The sequence below is a fragment of the Clostridium sp. FP1 genome (assembly GCF_011065975.2).
Taxonomy (GTDB): Bacteria; Bacillota; Clostridia; order Clostridiales; family Clostridiaceae; genus Clostridium_AD; species Clostridium_AD tagluense.
In genome coordinates, this window is sequence record NZ_JAAMNJ020000001.1 from 4788405 (window position 1) to 4804231 (window position 15827).

Here is a 15827-nt window from a genome sequence, read left to right on the forward strand (position 1 = left end):
GGCTTATTAATATAAATTATAAGTTAATTTTATTATAATAAATAGATTTATGTTCAGTGGTTATTCTATTAATTTATGTATTTTCAAATGATAAAGACTACAATTCTACAATTTATCCTAAAAGGATGTAATTGTATAATTTTTCTAGAATAATTTAACTCTATTATGATAATATAATAATATAATACAAAAATAAGGGAGTGAGTTTATTTGAGCGAAAAAAAAGATATTGCAGATGCTAATAAAAAAAGGAAAACATTTAAAATTATACTTTTTCTATCTATCATAATGACCTCCACAGGAATTTTCTTTGCCAGCTACTATTCATCTTTAAATAAAGTATATGCCTCCTATGAAACCACTATAACAAAAAATATTAAGGGTATTAACGAAGTTAATAAAAATATAGAACAACTTTTTAATACTAACGGAACAATAGATGTTGAATATGCAAAAAAGCAATTACCCAGTAGTATTAATGATTTAACTAAATTAAAGGATAACTTAACAAATTCTAAACCAACCTCAAAATATAAAAAAGATCATGAAAATCTAAAACTAGGTTTAGATAATAACTTATCAATTTATAAGCAAGCACTAGCAATTTTAAATGATCCCTCTGGTTCTTCTGCAGATGAATTTAGTACCACTCTTAAAACTTATAGAAATAACTGCATGAATTTTTACTCATTAATAGATATTTATAATGTTAAAATAACCCTTCCAAAAACTTCATTAACCTTCATTGATGATGTACTTAACGACAGTTATATGGCAATAAGAATGCAAGTGGAAGAAGATATTAAATCTAATCAAACTAAGGAGTTCATTAGTAAAATTGATACCATATCCAAAAGTTTTTTAGATATTAAAATCAATTATTACTCTTATGTGGTAAAGGTAAGAAAAAATAATATGTCCTATGATGATCTCTTGTTACTAATAGGTGATAATCTTGTAAAACTAAGCAATGTGCAAACTACTTTTAAAAGTTTATCTATACCGACCTCTACTGCTGCTACTTATGAATCCTTCAAACCCCTATTAGATATGTATGAAAATTATTTAAAGGATTTTAAACTTGCACTTACAAATGAAAAAATTCAAGCCCTAAGTGCTACTGTAAATTCATCAGCATCAGACTCTTTATATACCTCTTCCAATTTAAAATTTGCTGAGTTAGAAAATTACTATAGTGTATTTATTAAAACCTTTATTGAACTAAAGAATAAATAAAATTAATGTATTATATTCATTCTCCTGGGCACACTATTATTGCCTAAGTAAAAAAAACACGGAGGAACCAAGCATTTGGGGTGAATCACAATTTGTGTAGGTTAAACCTTTTCCGAACCCGTCAGCTAACTCCGTAGGCAAAAGGAGAGGATAGTATGAAAAAATTTACTTTTTTAGTTTGTATTTTAACATTATTCACATTATTACCTAATTTAAACGCAAAGGGAGAATATTTATATTCACAGGGTTCAGAAATCAAAGATTTATATAATGAGAAAATAGAAGCACTAGCTGTATTTAATGGATCCAATGACTCGGTTTATGTTACTGATAAAGATATTTATTTAATGTCTCAAGTTGTATATGCTGAGAGTTGTGGTGAACCTGCTAGTGGCAAACTTGCAGTAGCCTCCGTTATATTAAATCGTACTAGACATGCCGGTTTCCCAAAGTCTATTTCTGGTGTTATTAATCAAAAAAATGCCTTTTCTTGTGTTAAAAGTGGAAAGGTAGTTCACCAAGGCAAACCAGATGTTATTCCAGATTCCGCTAGTTACACAGCTGTATTAGATGCATTAAAAGGTAAAGATCCTACAGATAAGGCTGTTTTCTTTTATAATCCTGAAATATCAACTTCTCAATGGATGAAGGATATAAAAAAGGCCAATATAAAAACTATAGGAAATCATGTATTTTTTGTAGTTAAATAAAAAAAACTGTAGTTATACACTACAGTCCAGGCAGCTAACCCCAATTAGTTTTAACTAAAGTTAGTTTTAACTAAAGTTAGTTTTAACTAAAGTTAGTTTTAACTAAAGTTAGTTTTAACTAAAGTTAGCTGCCTAAATTTATTTCTTAGCTGAATCCAAATATGAAACTGCCGATAATGCAGCTACAAGTCCCTCACCAGCTGACTTCATATACTGATATGGCTTTCCGGTGCAGTCTCCTGCAGCATAACACCCTTCTATGTTTGTTTGCATATTTCTATCTACTTTTATATGCCCTTCTTCTATCTCAAGCCCCGGAACTAATTGGCTTGGAGATAAACTATCTCTTAGCATGAAAATTCCATCTGTAATTATTTCACCCTGCTCCAAAACAATTTTAGTTACCCTATCAACACCTACTATTTCTAAAGGTTTATGATTTATTATCTCTACATTAGGATTTAGTTTATATTCCCCTCTGTACATTGGAACATAATATGTTTTTCCACATAATTCACTGACAAAATTAGTTTCTTCTTCACTCCCTTTGTTATATCCTACTACAACAACTGTCTTACCTTTATACAATGGAGCATCACAGGTAGCACAGTAACCTACTCCTTTTCCTAATAACTTTTCTTCTCCTTTTAATGGTTTTCCATATTCTATACCTGTAGCTAAAATTATTGATTTAGCCTCATATATTTTATCATTTACCATTAATGCAAAGTAATCTCCCATAGCGTAAACATTATTTATTCTCTCATTTACAATACTTATGCCCATAGCTTCAATATGTGCTGCAAAGTGGTTTTTAAGCTCTTTTCCTGTAAGATTATAAAACCCTAAAAAATTATTTACCTTTGGTGCTTTTACTAGTTTTGCACTTAATTCTTTACTTCCAAAAAGTATTATGTTTTTATTTCTAATTTTAGCATTAATAGCTGCTTCAAGACCCGCTGGCCCTGTACCAATTATAGCTAAATCATATCTTTCTCCTGTTTCTCCCATTATTTTCCTCCTTGTAAAGTCTGTAATCCATAAAATGGAGATAGTTATTTCAAATTATAAAAATTTAAATAACTTACCTCCAAAATATTTCTATTAATTATCATCCTTAAAGCTGAAATGTAGTTGAATTTTATAAATTTCTTTGGATTATTTTCTTTATGTCAGCTTTAGGTCTAAATCCTACCATAGTCTCTTTAACTGTCTCTTTATTAAAAACCATAACCGTTGGAATGCTTGCAATTCTATACTTAGACGAAATCATTGGACTTTCATCTACATTAACTTTTGCAAATTTAACTTCTTTTCCCATTTCTTTTGCTAATTCTTCAATTACTGGACTTAACATTCTACAAGGTCCACACCAAGGTGCCCAAAAATCAACTACAACTATATTATCTGAATTCCCAATTTCTTCATCAAAATTTTTATCATTAACTTCTTTAATCATATTATTACCTCCAGTTATTATACCCCATCAGGGTATATTATATAGTATTATTGTATACCTTATTATGTGACTAGTCAATAATATTTTAAATTATTATTTGTTAAAATTAGGTTTTTAACTAGTCTGACAAAGTTGTAAAACAACTATTACATATTTCAGTGTTAGTATACCCAAATTCAAACACAAACATGTCTTTAGCTACTTTAACATATTTTTCACTATATCATTATTATATTGGGAATTTGGAAATTGTTTTATTAATTTTTCTGCGTATCCCTTAGCTTTCACTACATCTATGTCTTTATTTATAAAAATTAAATTGTATAAAATTTCCTCAGCATAACTTCCCTCGGGGAATTGTTTTAAGCTAAGTTCATAGTATATAACAGCATTTTCAAATTCAGAACTAGACTTATAACTCAATGCTAACATATAAATTATATGCTCTTTCAAATAATTTTCTTCAGAGTATGGTAATGCATATAAAAAATATTTTTCAGCTTGGATAAAGTTTTTATCTTCCATATACTTTAGGCCTTTTTCATAAAAATATACTATTCCATCACTCTTAATAATTTCTTCGGCTTTTACTATAAGTAATTTATCATTCATTTCTAACTCAGCATTCTTCCACTGATTTATATACTCAATAATTTGCTCCATATTGTTAGTATTTATAGCCTCTGAAAATTTTCCCTGTGGGAATTCTAGCTTTTCTTTGGGTTTATTTTCTTTAGTTTTACTTGCTTTAGCCTTATTTTCTATAGGTTTCAATTCATTTCCACTTGCAGTTTCCTTATCTGACTGAATTTTTTCTTCAATTTTTTTTATGCCCATTATTAGAGTATTTTTCAGTTTATACCCATATGTCTTACCAACAAATAAAACAAGTACAATTGAAAATATACTAGCAGTTACTATAAATATCTTTCTATAGCTTGTTTCTCTTTTTAAGTTGCCATATTCTATTAGGGTTTTTTTATTCATAATGGCTGCTGTATTTTTTTTATCTGTTTTTAAAACATCCAGTATATAAGGTAGTGCTTTATCATATTCTCCTTGCTTTATATAACAAAGGCTAACAAGGTTATTAACATTTATAAAATTAAAATGACTATTTTCACATTGATTAAGAGCCTCTAAAGCACCAGATATATCAAAACGCTTCATTAAATCCAAGGCATTAATATACAACTGTAAATTTTCCTTATCACGTATACTATCCTTTAAATATTTTTTTGATATTTTATCATTATTTCTTTTATAATTTATATTCCACATTTTTTTAGCATTTTCTAAATCACCTTTTAAATAATATAAAATACCCTTCAAATTTAAAGCTGCAGCATTTGTAATATTTAGAGCAATGCTTTTTTCACAAAGAGCTACTGCTTTGTCTATATATCCATCATTATATTTATTCATTGCTTTTACATATATTTTTCCCGATTTATCCATATTTTCACCTTTTGTTTCACATATTTAAGAGCAATCTAATTATATCACAAAATAGAAAAGTATATATTACTACAACTTCATTTCGCTTCGCTAAGTAATTCTAATAAAAGATGCTAAAATGTACAAACTCGCCGATGTTCAAAGATGCACAAAATTTTAAATCTTTCATATTATGATGTTGATAGCAATAATATAAGGATGTACTATGCATAAAAAAAATGTGATTTATCTTTTAATAATTTTACTAGTTATAACTTTCCCATTTTTATATTATAAGTATATATGGGAATCAGAAGATTTGTCTTGCAGCATAGACACTGCAAAAATAGATTTTATAGATTTTCCTAAAAAAGAGAATGAATATAAAATTTATGCGTTAACAAAAGAATTTACTAGTAGTATCTCTAAAAATAAAATATATGATATTAAAGAAAAAAATATAGAACAAAAAATAGTAGAGCAACCAATTGTAGTTTCTCCTGTTAATAACGTCCTTAAGCTTTATGACAGTGGCGATAATGTGAAGTATCTCCAAAATAGACTAGTAGAATATGGCTATAAAATAAAGGTGGATGGATTGTTTAAAGGCATTACACATGATGCAATATTAAATTTTCAATATCGCTGTAGACTAGATATTGACGGGGAAGTTGGTGCAAAAACTCTAGAAAAACTAAATATACCTGTTGCTGAAAATATAGAATTTAATACTATTAAGCCAGTATTTTCTGTTAATAAAAACAGCACTGCGAGTATTGCATTAAAGAATTATAAATCTATTAGCCAGTTAGAATCATCTATAAATTCAATAAAAGCTACTAGTGACACGAATTACTATATCCAAGTAGATTTACACCATCAGCGAGTAAATATTTTTACAAAATCCAATGAAAAATGGGTTTTAGATAAGTCCTTTTTATGTTCTTCTGGAAAATCCTCTACCCCTACTGTAAAAGGTAATTTTACAATTAAGGATAAAGGACCAATGTTTAGATCTGGGTCAAACACTATTTGTAATTACTATACACAATTTTATGGTAATTATTTATTCCATACTGTGCTACTTGATAATAATCAAAATATACAAGATGGAAGGCTTGGAACTCCGCTGTCCCATGGTTGCATAAGACTTGCCATTGATGATGCTAAATATATATATACTAGTATTCCTTACGGTACAAGTGTCTCAATCAAATAAGATGTACCGGAGACACTTTTATAAAATAATCGCATTATATCAATTGATATTTTCTAAAGTTACCCACAATTTAAATTCTAAAAATAGTTTATCCACAAAAATCCTGCACACTTGTTATAACGTAGTAAAATACTCCTCTATTGAATTAAAGAATACAGTTATGGCTAGTAGGTCTGCGGAGCCCCCTGGACTTATGTTTCGCTTTATAAATTCGCTATCTAGCGCATCTATTGATGCTTTTCCAATTTCTGTGGCCATTCCACCTATTGAGATTATATGTTTTGCTTTTTGTTTTACTTCATTTAGTGTGTCCATTGAATGTCTGTGAAGAACATTAGAATCCTCACAAAATTGCATAATGGATATGAGGGTGTGTATTAATCTATCATTTAATTTTAAAGCACTATTTTCTTTATATACTTTAAGTGAATAATCAAATACTATAGGAATTCCGCTCTCCACTTGGCCTCTTATTCCTTCAACCTTATATTTTAGAAATAACTTCTCACCATAGCTTTTTACTTTATCTTTATCCATATAGCATAGTTCGTCCACAACGAGGCCTTTAGTCATTTGTTTTATTATATCTTGAATTTCATGAAAATTTTTCTTATCATACATAGCTTTACTCACAGCTGCACAACTTATGCCTAAAAGAAAAATCATGCCTTTGTGAGTGTTGACACCCTTTGTGCCTTTAAACATTTCACTCTCAGCTTCTATTCCTATATTTCGAATAGCCACAAATATTTCTTTAGGAGTTTTCTTTGAGTAACCCTCCTGCGCAAATAGTACCATATACTTACTTAGAATAGAGGTACTTTTAATAAAAGAGTAATGATCCATATCTATATGGGCTCCCTTTGATATAGATGACACTAGCCCCGGTGATGGATATGAAGCCACCTCACATAGCATCGCCTCAATTGCAAAGGCTGATATAGCGAAAGCCTCCTTGGATATTAAATATTTATTTCCCATAAAATTTCTCCATATATTCTGCAAATTTACTTTTAATAAATCCTTCAACTTCTTTTTTGCTGTGTTTTTTGCTTCTTACACAATTATGAGCTATATCATCGCATATATAGCATTTCCTCATACCTAAGCCGAAATCTTTTCTACTAATACCCTTACCCTTTTCATCATATACATCTATGTCTACACATCTGCCTAAAAGGTGCTTATCTTCTATATCAAGTGTCATTGCTTTAATATCTCTTGCCCTCTTATTTATAGACATAATAACAAGAGGACCTTCTGCAGTTGTGGTCATTATTTTATACTGAATAGAATAAGAAAACATTTCACTAATAATTTGCTCTATAATCACAGTTATTTCCTTAGAAAAATGATTATCCTTGTTAATACCTGGATAGTTCACCCTTATAACTAGTATTGGCATCTTATATCTTTCAACGAGTCTTTCTTGAAACTCGATTCTTCTTTCTCTACCTATTAATATATCTTCTGCTGTATACATATCATGTTAATGGGGCGCATGGCTAAACTTAATCCGTCCCATTATCTCCTTTCCTACCTTAGTATTTAAAAATTCCCAGGTTGAACTAGGAACTATATGCTTAATGTCCCCTATTTTTCCCTCCACAATTAATTTTCTAACCTTTGAAGCACTTATAACCTCCCCCATCAGAGCCCTTCTTTTCACCTCTATAACTTCTACTCCATAGGTAGGCAGAATTTCCTTTAAAGCGTCATTATAAGCATTTGTAACTTCGCAATATGGTTCTTCTCCTATAAACCTTTTAGTTATATTTAGAGTTTTACAAAAATATCTTCCGAAAACCGATGCATCTAGGGTTGTATAAGCCTTTAGTATCTCATCTTTTCTCCTTAAAAAATAGGTTGGGAATGTAGCTTCTGAAATAATGTACTCGCCCCCTTTAATAACTCGTACATTATTTAAATGGGAAACCCCTTCTTTAACCATATTATATCTATGAATAAATGGAAATGAGGATTTGTCTTCTTCAACTATAAATACCAGTACCTCTGTCGATTGCCTTGCAGCCTCTTCTATCAAATACCGATGTCCTAAAGTGAAGGGATTACAATTCATAACTATTGCAGATTTGATAGTGGCTCCATCTATATTATATTCCAATTTCAGACGCTTTAAATATTGTGCTATATCATATATTCCACTCTCAAGTAGAGCTACATTTTCTATTTTGTGTATAAGTTTGTATCCAAGGGAGGTAAATATATCTATGTTTTCTACCTTTGTGAAGATAAAACTATGATAAGTACCTTCCTCAAAAAGTTTATCCGCTACTGCTCCCATAAGTATAGCTGATACTCCAGTTCCTCTTAAATCATCTGACACTGCAAAACATTTAAATACGTTTTTTGACTTAGAGCAAGTAGCTTTAATCTCTCCATTTTGCCTAATAACTATAGTATAATCCACGTTATCATCAAGTAGTAATTGAAAGCTTTGTAAAAAGTCCCTTACTTCCTTTACTCCATCTTCATCTTTTAGATTAATTCTCTCCACGTTAAATCCGTACATAGAAGTCCTCCTTGTAAATATTATAATTTACCTTAATATATATTATATATTTATTGCACTGCAAAGCCAATATATAGTTTTATCATTCAATTGTTCTTTACTTAATAATTCCCCTCAAATAAAATAAAGCTGGAAATTATTATTTCCAGCTTTATTTTGTACTTTATAGAGGTTTTCTAACCACATCTATTACGGAACCATCTCTATATTCTATAACTGCAACTATTTGATCTGTTAGCTTAATTTCCTTTGGTTTACCTGTCATTTTTTCAGCTATTATTTTAAGCTGTTCAATTGTCATTATAGGGAGATTAGTTTTCTTTAATTTTTCAATTATATCTAGTCTCTTTGGGTTAACGGCTATTCCTCTTTCTGTTACAATAACATCAATACACTCCCCAGGAGTTGTTATTGTAGTTACCTTATCTTTTATAATTGGAAGTCTTGCCTTCATTAATTGTGTAACAATTATTGTAAGCTTGGCTCCTGCCGCTGTATCACTATGACCTCCAGAGCCACCCATTATGGCACCATCTGAACCAGTTGTTACATTAACATTAAAGTTTGTATCTATCTCTGTAGCACCTAATATAACTATGTCTAGGTTATTTACAACAGCGCCCTTATTATCTGGATTTCCATACATGGAAGCTGACATTCTTTGATGTTTATGTGAACTTACATAGGACTTTACAGCTTGCAAATCAAAACACTGTACATCAAATAAAGATCTAAATAACCCTTCTTTAAACATATCTACAATATATCCAGTTATTCCGCCTGAGGCAAAACTTCCAACTATACTATGCTGCTTCATATATTTTCTTAGTTCGGCCGCTACAGCCAGCGAAATCCCACCTGCACCTGTTTGAAAGGACATTTCATCTTTAACAAGCCCTGTTGCCACCATAACGTCACTGGCCATTTTAGCTATTTTAAGTCCCACTGGATCATTAGTAATTTGTGTTGTTCCAGATACTATTCCAGCTGAATCACCAATAGAATCTACCTTTAGAACGTAATCTACATATATCTGACTAATTTCTATAGGACATGTTGGATAAGGCACCAAATTATCTGTTATAGCTACCACCCTATCTGCACACTGGGCATCAGATATTGCATAGCCTAGAGCTCCACAAGCTGATTTTCCATATAATCCATTAACATTTCCATAGGTGTCTGCTGTAGGGGCTGCAATGAAAGCTACATCTATATGTAAATCTCCACTTTCTATTGCTCTAGAACGTCCACCATGGGTATGCATTATCACTGGTGTTTTTAATATTCCTCTAGAAATTTCTTGTGCCACAGGACCTGACATATAGTTAGTAACTATTTTTGTAACTACACCATTTTTAATGTGCTCAATTAAAGGCGAATGGTTTGGGAAAATAGAACTCACTGCAACAGTAATATTCTTTATACCACGACTTGCAATTGCTTCCACAACTAAATTTAGTACGTAGTCCCCATTCCTTAAATGATGATGAAAAGAAATAGTCATGCCATCCTTTATTGCAACCCTGTCTAAAGCTTCCTCTATACTACTTAAAACTTTTTTATCATTTGGAATTACTGAGTTTACTTTTACTTCTTTTTTTATTTTAATGCCACCATTTTTAAATGCACCTTCAAAGGTCCTTACTTTTCCATAGCCTTCTATATATTCAGGTATTTCTCTCCCTAATATATTCTTCATTACTATCACCTCAATTAACTAATCCACTAAAATAGATTTTTGAAAAGCTTTTAACCATACTTTTATACAATACCTAAAAGCTTTGCTAGTTCTACTGTGTTTTTAGCTCTATTTATAACTGGAGCATCTACCATTTTTCCGTCTAAGGAAAATACTCCTTTTCCTTCACTTTCTGCTTCTTCCATAGCTGCGAGCACCCTTTTAGCGTGTTTTATTTCTTCCGCATTTGGAGCAAATACAGAATGAATAGTATCAATATGCTTTGGACTTATTGCAGCTTTTCCTGTAAGTCCTAAGCTCTTGGCTTTCCTTGTGTCCTTTTCTAATCCTTCAAAATCAGTGGTATCTGTAAATGGAGTATCTATAGAATCCACCTTCATTGTTCTACATGCAATTGCTACTTGGTTTCTTGCGTAGAAGATTTCTTCTCCTTCTTTGGTTCTTTTTATACCTAAATCTGAAGTTAAATCTTCTCCTCCAAGTAAAATAGCAACTATTCTATCACAAGATTTTATTATGTTATAAACATTTTGAAGACCATAAGCTGTTTCTACTATGGGAATTAATTTTATACTTCCCACATCGAAACCTTCTTCCTTTTCTATATTTATAAGCATTTCATCTATAGTTTTAAGTTCTTCTTCTGTAGCTTTTGGAATCATTAATGCATCTGGTTTAACTCTTGCGATTACATCAATATCCTTTTGTGCAAATTCAGTAGTAATTGGATTTACCCTTACTACCAGTTCTACATTACTATAATCTACATTTTTTATTGCTTCTCTTACTAAAATTCTAGCACTGTCTTTTTCTGTTAAACTTACAGCGTCCTCTAGATCTAATATTATTGAATCTGCACCTAGAATTCCTGCATTCTGAAGCATTCCTGGATTATTCCCAGGCATAAAAAGCATAGTTCTTCTCAACTTTTTCATACAAATCACCTCTTATTGCGCTCTTTTTGTAGCAGTTTCTATTCTCGCTTTTATTGTATAGTTTAATGCACCTTTATCTTGAGCACTTACTATTATATTTTTAACTTCTAATTCCACGAGAGTATCCAGTATTACTTTTTCTATTTCTTCTCCAAATTGTTTCATAACAATACTTTGAAGATTTATTTCAATACCGCCCTTAGGGTTTGGCATAATCATTACATATATATCGTTAGATTCCATTGTTCCCGCTTTGGCGGGTTTATTTATTTCCATGGTATCACCTCACACAAACTTTAAATTAATTTTATTTTACACTTTCTAAATAAGCATTTTGTCCTTGTTTATATAGATTGTTACCTTTACTATCTATTACTACAACTATAGGTAAATCCTCTACTTCAAGTCTTCTTATAGCTTCAGAACCTAAATCTTCATAGGTTACTATTTCTGCACTTTTCACACATTTGCCTATTAGAGCTCCTGCTCCACCAATGGCTGCAAAATATACAGCACCATTTTTAATCATAGAGTCTACAACCTCTTGTGATCTGAGCCCTTTACCTATCATTCCTTTTAATCCTTTTTCTAAAAGCTTTGGAGCGTACGCATCCATTCTATAGCTCGTAGTTGGTCCTGCTGATCCAAGTGCCATTCCTGGCTTTGCTGGAGTTGGTCCAACATAATATATAACTGCATCTTTAACATCTATTGGAAGCTTTTCTCCCTTATCTATAAGGTCCACTAGTCTTTTATGCGCCGCATCCCTAGCTGTATATATTACACCAGATAATAACACACTGTCTCCTGCTTTTAAATCTTTAACCACATCTTTTGTAAGTGGCGTAGTTATTCTTTTCTCCATAAAATTCTCCTCCCCTTATCATTATTAAAGCTCTGCACTGGCATGTCTAGCAGCATGACAGTTTATATTTACCGCCACTGGTAGCCCCGCTATATGAGTTGGATAAGTTTCGATATTAACAGCTAAGGCTGTAGTTCTTCCACCAAAACCTTGAGGTCCTATACCTAGCTTATTTATTTCCTGCGTAAGCTCTTTTTCAAGATCTGCATAAAAAGGATTTGAGTTTGCCTGATCAGTTGGTCTAACTGCTGCTCTTTTAGCAAGATTCGCTGCTTTATCAAAAGTTCCACCTATACCTACTCCTACAACTATTGGTGGGCATGGATTAGGGCCAGCTTCTTTTACTACTTTTAAAATAAATTCCTTAACCCCTTGGAGTCCATCTGAAGGTTTTAACATTTTAATCTGACTCATATTTTCTGAACCAAAGCCCTTTGGAGCTACAGTTATTTTTAATTTATCTCCGGGAACTATATCATAGTATATAACCGCTGGAGTGTTATCTTTTGTATTTACTCTGTTAATTGCATCTTTAACTACTGACTTTCTTAAAAAGCCCTCTTCATATCCTGCTGCTACGCCCTTATTAATAGCTTCTTCGAGACTTCCACCTACTATATGAACCTCTTGGCCAAGCTCTATAAATACACAAGTCATACCTGTATCTTGACACATTGGCATTTTTTCATTTTTAGCTATATCCGCATTTATTAAAATCTTATCTAAAATACCTTTAGCTATATCCCAAGTTTCCTTTTCTCTAGCCTTTTTCAACTGATTTCTTATATCATCAGAAAGATAGTAATTAGCATCTATACATAAATTTTTTATTGTTTTTGTTATTTCAGCTACATTTATTTCTTTCATTTTATCCTCCTTTTAATCATCTACTGCGAAGCTGTAATATTTAAATATGGGAAGAGGCAGTTTACGCAAACCGCCTCTATAAGTTATCTTCCCAAATTAATTGTTTAGCTTATTTTTTTCTATTAACTAGAGCTACAACTCTATTCATTTCGTTATTAACTATCATGTACCCTTCATCTACACCCATACCTGGTTTTGCTAAGCATTGATCTGCTCCACAACCCATAGCTATGTTTGTGCATACTTCTGCTGATCTATTAGTTTCATTACATGTTCCACCACAGTATGCTCCACGTCCCTGTTTTTTGCAGTATAGTATAGCTTCAATTATATTATTAACTCCACCTAGGTCTGGTGTTTTTATTTGAAGCATATGTCCTGATTTATTATCTGCAAATAATACTACGTCTTCATACGTATTGCACCATTCATCTGCAACAAGTTCTACATTAATTTTTCTATTGTCTAATTCTGTTGTTAAATCTCTTAATGCTTCCATTTGCCTTTCTCTATGTTCAACGTCCATTGGTCCTTCAATTCTCAAATGGAATGGCTTTGCAGCTTCTTCAAGAGTTGCTATATAATCTGCCATAGCTTTTGTATCGTTATTAAACGCAACTCCTATTGTTCCATATACATCAATGTGGAATATCGGATTATAGTTTTTATCAGTTCTTAATTTTAATACTCTAGCACTTAACCACTGTACATAAGCAAGTAATTTTTCACCCTTAAGTCCTAATTTTTCTTCTACATTGTTTATTAGTGCGTGAGGCATTACGTCTGCCCCTTTAATTATCATTTTATCTGAGCTATTATATCTATCATCACCTGATTGTGTGAAAATAGCGATTCTCTTAATATCTACGCCAGTTTTGTATTCATCGCGTACAATTTCAGCCATAGTTACTTTTTTAGCTTTTGCTACAGCATCTAGAATAGCTTGTGTTATTCCATATCTTATTGCTGTATGAAGTCTTTTACCATTAACCAACATGTGGTCAAACTCTTCTGCCAGTGTTTTAAAGTTTTCTAAACTTCTACCTATTAGTTTTGGTGCTATTTCTTTTTCTATAATTGGTATAAAATCTTTTGATAGGAATAATGGATCACGTCCGCCTGCTCCTGAATATTGTACTGCTGCACAATCTCCATAAGCCACTTGACCATCTTCTAGTATAATCATTACTGATATTGATTCTCCTGCTTGCCTTATAGATGTAAATCCTTCTGTTACTGGCTCCCCTACATATGTAAAACCGTCATGTGCTGCACCTTTTTTTATAGCTCTTTGGTCGTCAAAGTAAAATCCTGTTCTTCCTGTTGAACATAATACATCAATAATTTTCATAATATACACCTATCCTTCTATAATTTTTTAATGCGATTTGACAGTATTTATTTTTTCTCTGGTCTTCCTATAAGTACGCCTTTTCCTACTGCGAATATATCATCTATTGTCATTTGGAAGCTTACATCTCTATTTTCAAATTTCGCTCTATCTTCAAGTTTTTTCATATTGAAATTTATTAATTCCTGTGTAAATGGAATATTACCAAATTTTAGATATCTTATTGCTCCATTATTATCTCTTGCAGGCATCATTTTACCAGCATTAAATTTACTTGGTGCAAATGGAACATCAATGATTCCCATAGCAAATCCTTTAACTGATCCTATAGCCAGGTCTCCTTTTCCAATTTCATATATCTTATCTATCATGCACTTTGTTTCAGCTTTTATTACTTCTATTTCTGTTTTTAATTCCTGAGACATAGGCAACCTTTGTCCTCTTAATAAATTTAAAGTCATCTTTGTAGCTTTTATGCCCTGAGCATTAGCTTCTTTAGTAGGAATCCCTATAGCTTCATGAGTAGTTTTAACTATTACTTTTGTCGCTCCTGCAAGTGCAGCTGTTGCAGCTCCTGTAGATATAACTCCAAAAGCTTGTGCTTCATCTGCCGGGAAGCCTCCCATCCATTGATGTAAAACTGTTGTTAAGTATATATCTTTATAGCCACTAGCTTTTAAATATTCGTCGCATTGCTCTTCTAAAGCTCTTATAGCTGCTACGTCCTGTATTAAATTTCCGCACTGACCATATCCAACTGTAAGGTTTTTAACTCCTTGTTCTGCTGCAAGTAGTGATTCTATTATTGCAATTGCATTTGAGGTACTAGGTGGAACTAAGGTTCCTGTTAATGGTCCAAAAGGTTCTCTATTTATTGAAACTCCTTGCTGCTCATAAAAGCCAACAAGTCTATCACAATACTGCCAATCTAGAATTGTTTTTCCCAGCGTTGCGTTTTTAGCGTATGGAATATTATAGGAAATACCGCCACCTTCATTTGAAGTCCAACCTGAAGCATGTGTTATTTCAGCAAGAAGCCTTCCATCTGGAGTGCCATGTCTTGATTCTAATGGATTATTTATTGCTTCAAAAACTTGTCTACAGCCTTTGACTCCATGATTAACACCTGGAAATCCGTTTAGAAGAGATCTTCCTTCACTCATACTTTCCTTAATTCCTATTTCACATTCATCATATCTATTTTGTCTTGTATAACTATCTATTGTTGATGGTAGTAAATCTGCTCCACCTTCTCTCTCTAAAAAGTTTAGGAGTTCTATATGCTTATCAATTAATGCAACACCTGCTCTTGGCTGTGCAAGGGTTATACCTTCTTCTTTAGCTTTAATTAATTTTTTCGCAAAGTTTTTGTGAACAGGAATTTTTTTATTGTATTCTATAGCTTCCTCTAAATCTACATCTTTGCCTGTTGGCCATTGGCTTAACACTTCTTTTCTAACCTCAAAGAACTCTTCATTAGTCCATTTTTTATTTCTTAATTCCACTAAAATTC

General features: G+C 31.8%; 16 protein-coding genes and 1 riboswitch. Of the genes, 3 read left to right on the forward strand and 13 right to left on the reverse strand.

The window, feature by feature from the left end:
• Nucleotides 1-210: 210 nt before the first annotated feature.
• Both G9F70_RS22660 and G9F70_RS22665 read left to right on the forward strand, forming a co-directional pair.
• Nucleotides 211-1236, forward strand: a complete 1026-nt coding sequence (locus G9F70_RS22660; protein WP_164946747.1) for a hypothetical protein — start codon at nt 211-213, stop codon at nt 1234-1236.
• Between the two features lie 30 nt (nt 1237-1266).
• Nucleotides 1267-1390: riboswitch (cyclic di-AMP (ydaO/yuaA leader) on the forward strand.
• Between the two features lies 1 nt (nt 1391).
• Nucleotides 1392-1946, forward strand: coding sequence for a cell wall hydrolase (locus tag G9F70_RS22665; protein ID WP_164946748.1), 555 nt, complete (start codon nt 1392-1394; stop codon nt 1944-1946).
• A 138-nt stretch (nt 1947-2084) separates the two neighbouring features.
• On the opposite strand, the gene G9F70_RS22670 is transcribed toward G9F70_RS22665, so the two are convergent.
• From G9F70_RS22670 to G9F70_RS22680, 3 genes are all read right to left on the reverse strand, one after another.
• Nucleotides 2085-2957 (reverse strand): NAD(P)/FAD-dependent oxidoreductase, encoded by an 873-nt coding sequence (locus tag G9F70_RS22670; RefSeq protein WP_164946749.1) that lies wholly within the window; start codon nt 2955-2957, stop codon nt 2085-2087.
• 130 nt (nt 2958-3087) lie between these two features.
• On the reverse strand, nt 3088-3405 hold the full coding sequence (gene trxA / locus G9F70_RS22675) for a thioredoxin (RefSeq protein WP_164946750.1): 318 nt from the start codon (nt 3403-3405) through the stop codon (nt 3088-3090).
• A 198-nt stretch (nt 3406-3603) separates the two neighbouring features.
• Nucleotides 3604-4863: a hypothetical protein gene (locus G9F70_RS22680; RefSeq protein ID WP_164946751.1), complete on the reverse strand. Its 1260-nt coding sequence runs from the start codon at nt 4861-4863 to the stop codon at nt 3604-3606.
• Nucleotides 4864-5068: 205 nt separating this feature from the next.
• On the opposite strand from G9F70_RS22680, the gene G9F70_RS22685 reads away from it, so the two are divergent.
• A complete protein-coding gene (locus G9F70_RS22685; RefSeq protein ID WP_164946752.1) occupies nt 5069-6061 on the forward strand; it encodes a L,D-transpeptidase family protein in 993 nt (330 codons plus the stop codon).
• A 114-nt stretch (nt 6062-6175) separates the two neighbouring features.
• Here the strand turns inward: G9F70_RS22685 and citG are convergent, their stop codons facing one another.
• From citG to G9F70_RS22735, 10 genes are all read right to left on the reverse strand, one after another.
• A complete protein-coding gene (citG, locus tag G9F70_RS22690; protein WP_164946753.1) occupies nt 6176-7042 on the reverse strand; it encodes a triphosphoribosyl-dephospho-CoA synthase CitG in 867 nt (288 codons plus the stop codon).
• Nucleotides 7032-7544, reverse strand: coding sequence for a citrate lyase holo-[acyl-carrier protein] synthase (gene citX / locus G9F70_RS22695; RefSeq protein ID WP_164946754.1), 513 nt, complete (start codon nt 7542-7544; stop codon nt 7032-7034). Before citX ends, citG begins: the two co-directional genes overlap by 11 nt.
• A gap of 6 nt (nt 7545-7550) precedes the next feature.
• Entirely contained in the window at nt 7551-8594 is a 1044-nt protein-coding gene (gene citC / locus G9F70_RS22700) for a [citrate (pro-3S)-lyase] ligase (RefSeq protein WP_164946755.1), read from the reverse strand.
• A 163-nt stretch (nt 8595-8757) separates the two neighbouring features.
• Nucleotides 8758-10296, reverse strand: coding sequence for a citrate lyase subunit alpha (gene citF / locus G9F70_RS22705; RefSeq protein WP_164946756.1), 1539 nt, complete (start codon nt 10294-10296; stop codon nt 8758-8760).
• A 62-nt stretch (nt 10297-10358) separates the two neighbouring features.
• Nucleotides 10359-11231 (reverse strand): HpcH/HpaI aldolase/citrate lyase family protein, encoded by an 873-nt coding sequence (locus G9F70_RS22710; RefSeq protein WP_164946757.1) that lies wholly within the window; start codon nt 11229-11231, stop codon nt 10359-10361.
• A gap of 12 nt (nt 11232-11243) precedes the next feature.
• Nucleotides 11244-11507 carry a citrate lyase acyl carrier protein gene (citD, locus tag G9F70_RS22715; protein ID WP_164946758.1) on the reverse strand — a complete coding sequence of 88 codons (264 nt, stop codon included), beginning with the start codon at nt 11505-11507 and terminating at the stop codon, nt 11244-11246.
• A gap of 31 nt (nt 11508-11538) precedes the next feature.
• Nucleotides 11539-12096 carry a Fe-S-containing hydro-lyase gene (locus G9F70_RS22720; RefSeq protein WP_164946759.1) on the reverse strand — a complete coding sequence of 186 codons (558 nt, stop codon included), beginning with the start codon at nt 12094-12096 and terminating at the stop codon, nt 11539-11541.
• Nucleotides 12097-12120: 24 nt separating this feature from the next.
• On the reverse strand, nt 12121-12963 hold the full coding sequence (locus tag G9F70_RS22725) for a fumarate hydratase (protein WP_164946760.1): 843 nt from the start codon (nt 12961-12963) through the stop codon (nt 12121-12123).
• Nucleotides 12964-13072: 109 nt separating this feature from the next.
• Nucleotides 13073-14314 (reverse strand): methylaspartate ammonia-lyase, encoded by a 1242-nt coding sequence (locus G9F70_RS22730; protein ID WP_164946761.1) that lies wholly within the window; start codon nt 14312-14314, stop codon nt 13073-13075.
• Nucleotides 14315-14361: 47 nt separating this feature from the next.
• Complete coding sequence (locus tag G9F70_RS22735; RefSeq protein ID WP_164946762.1) at nt 14362-15819, reverse strand: methylaspartate mutase subunit E; 1458 nt, start codon at nt 15817-15819, stop codon at nt 14362-14364.
• Between the last annotated feature and the right edge of the window lie 8 nt (nt 15820-15827).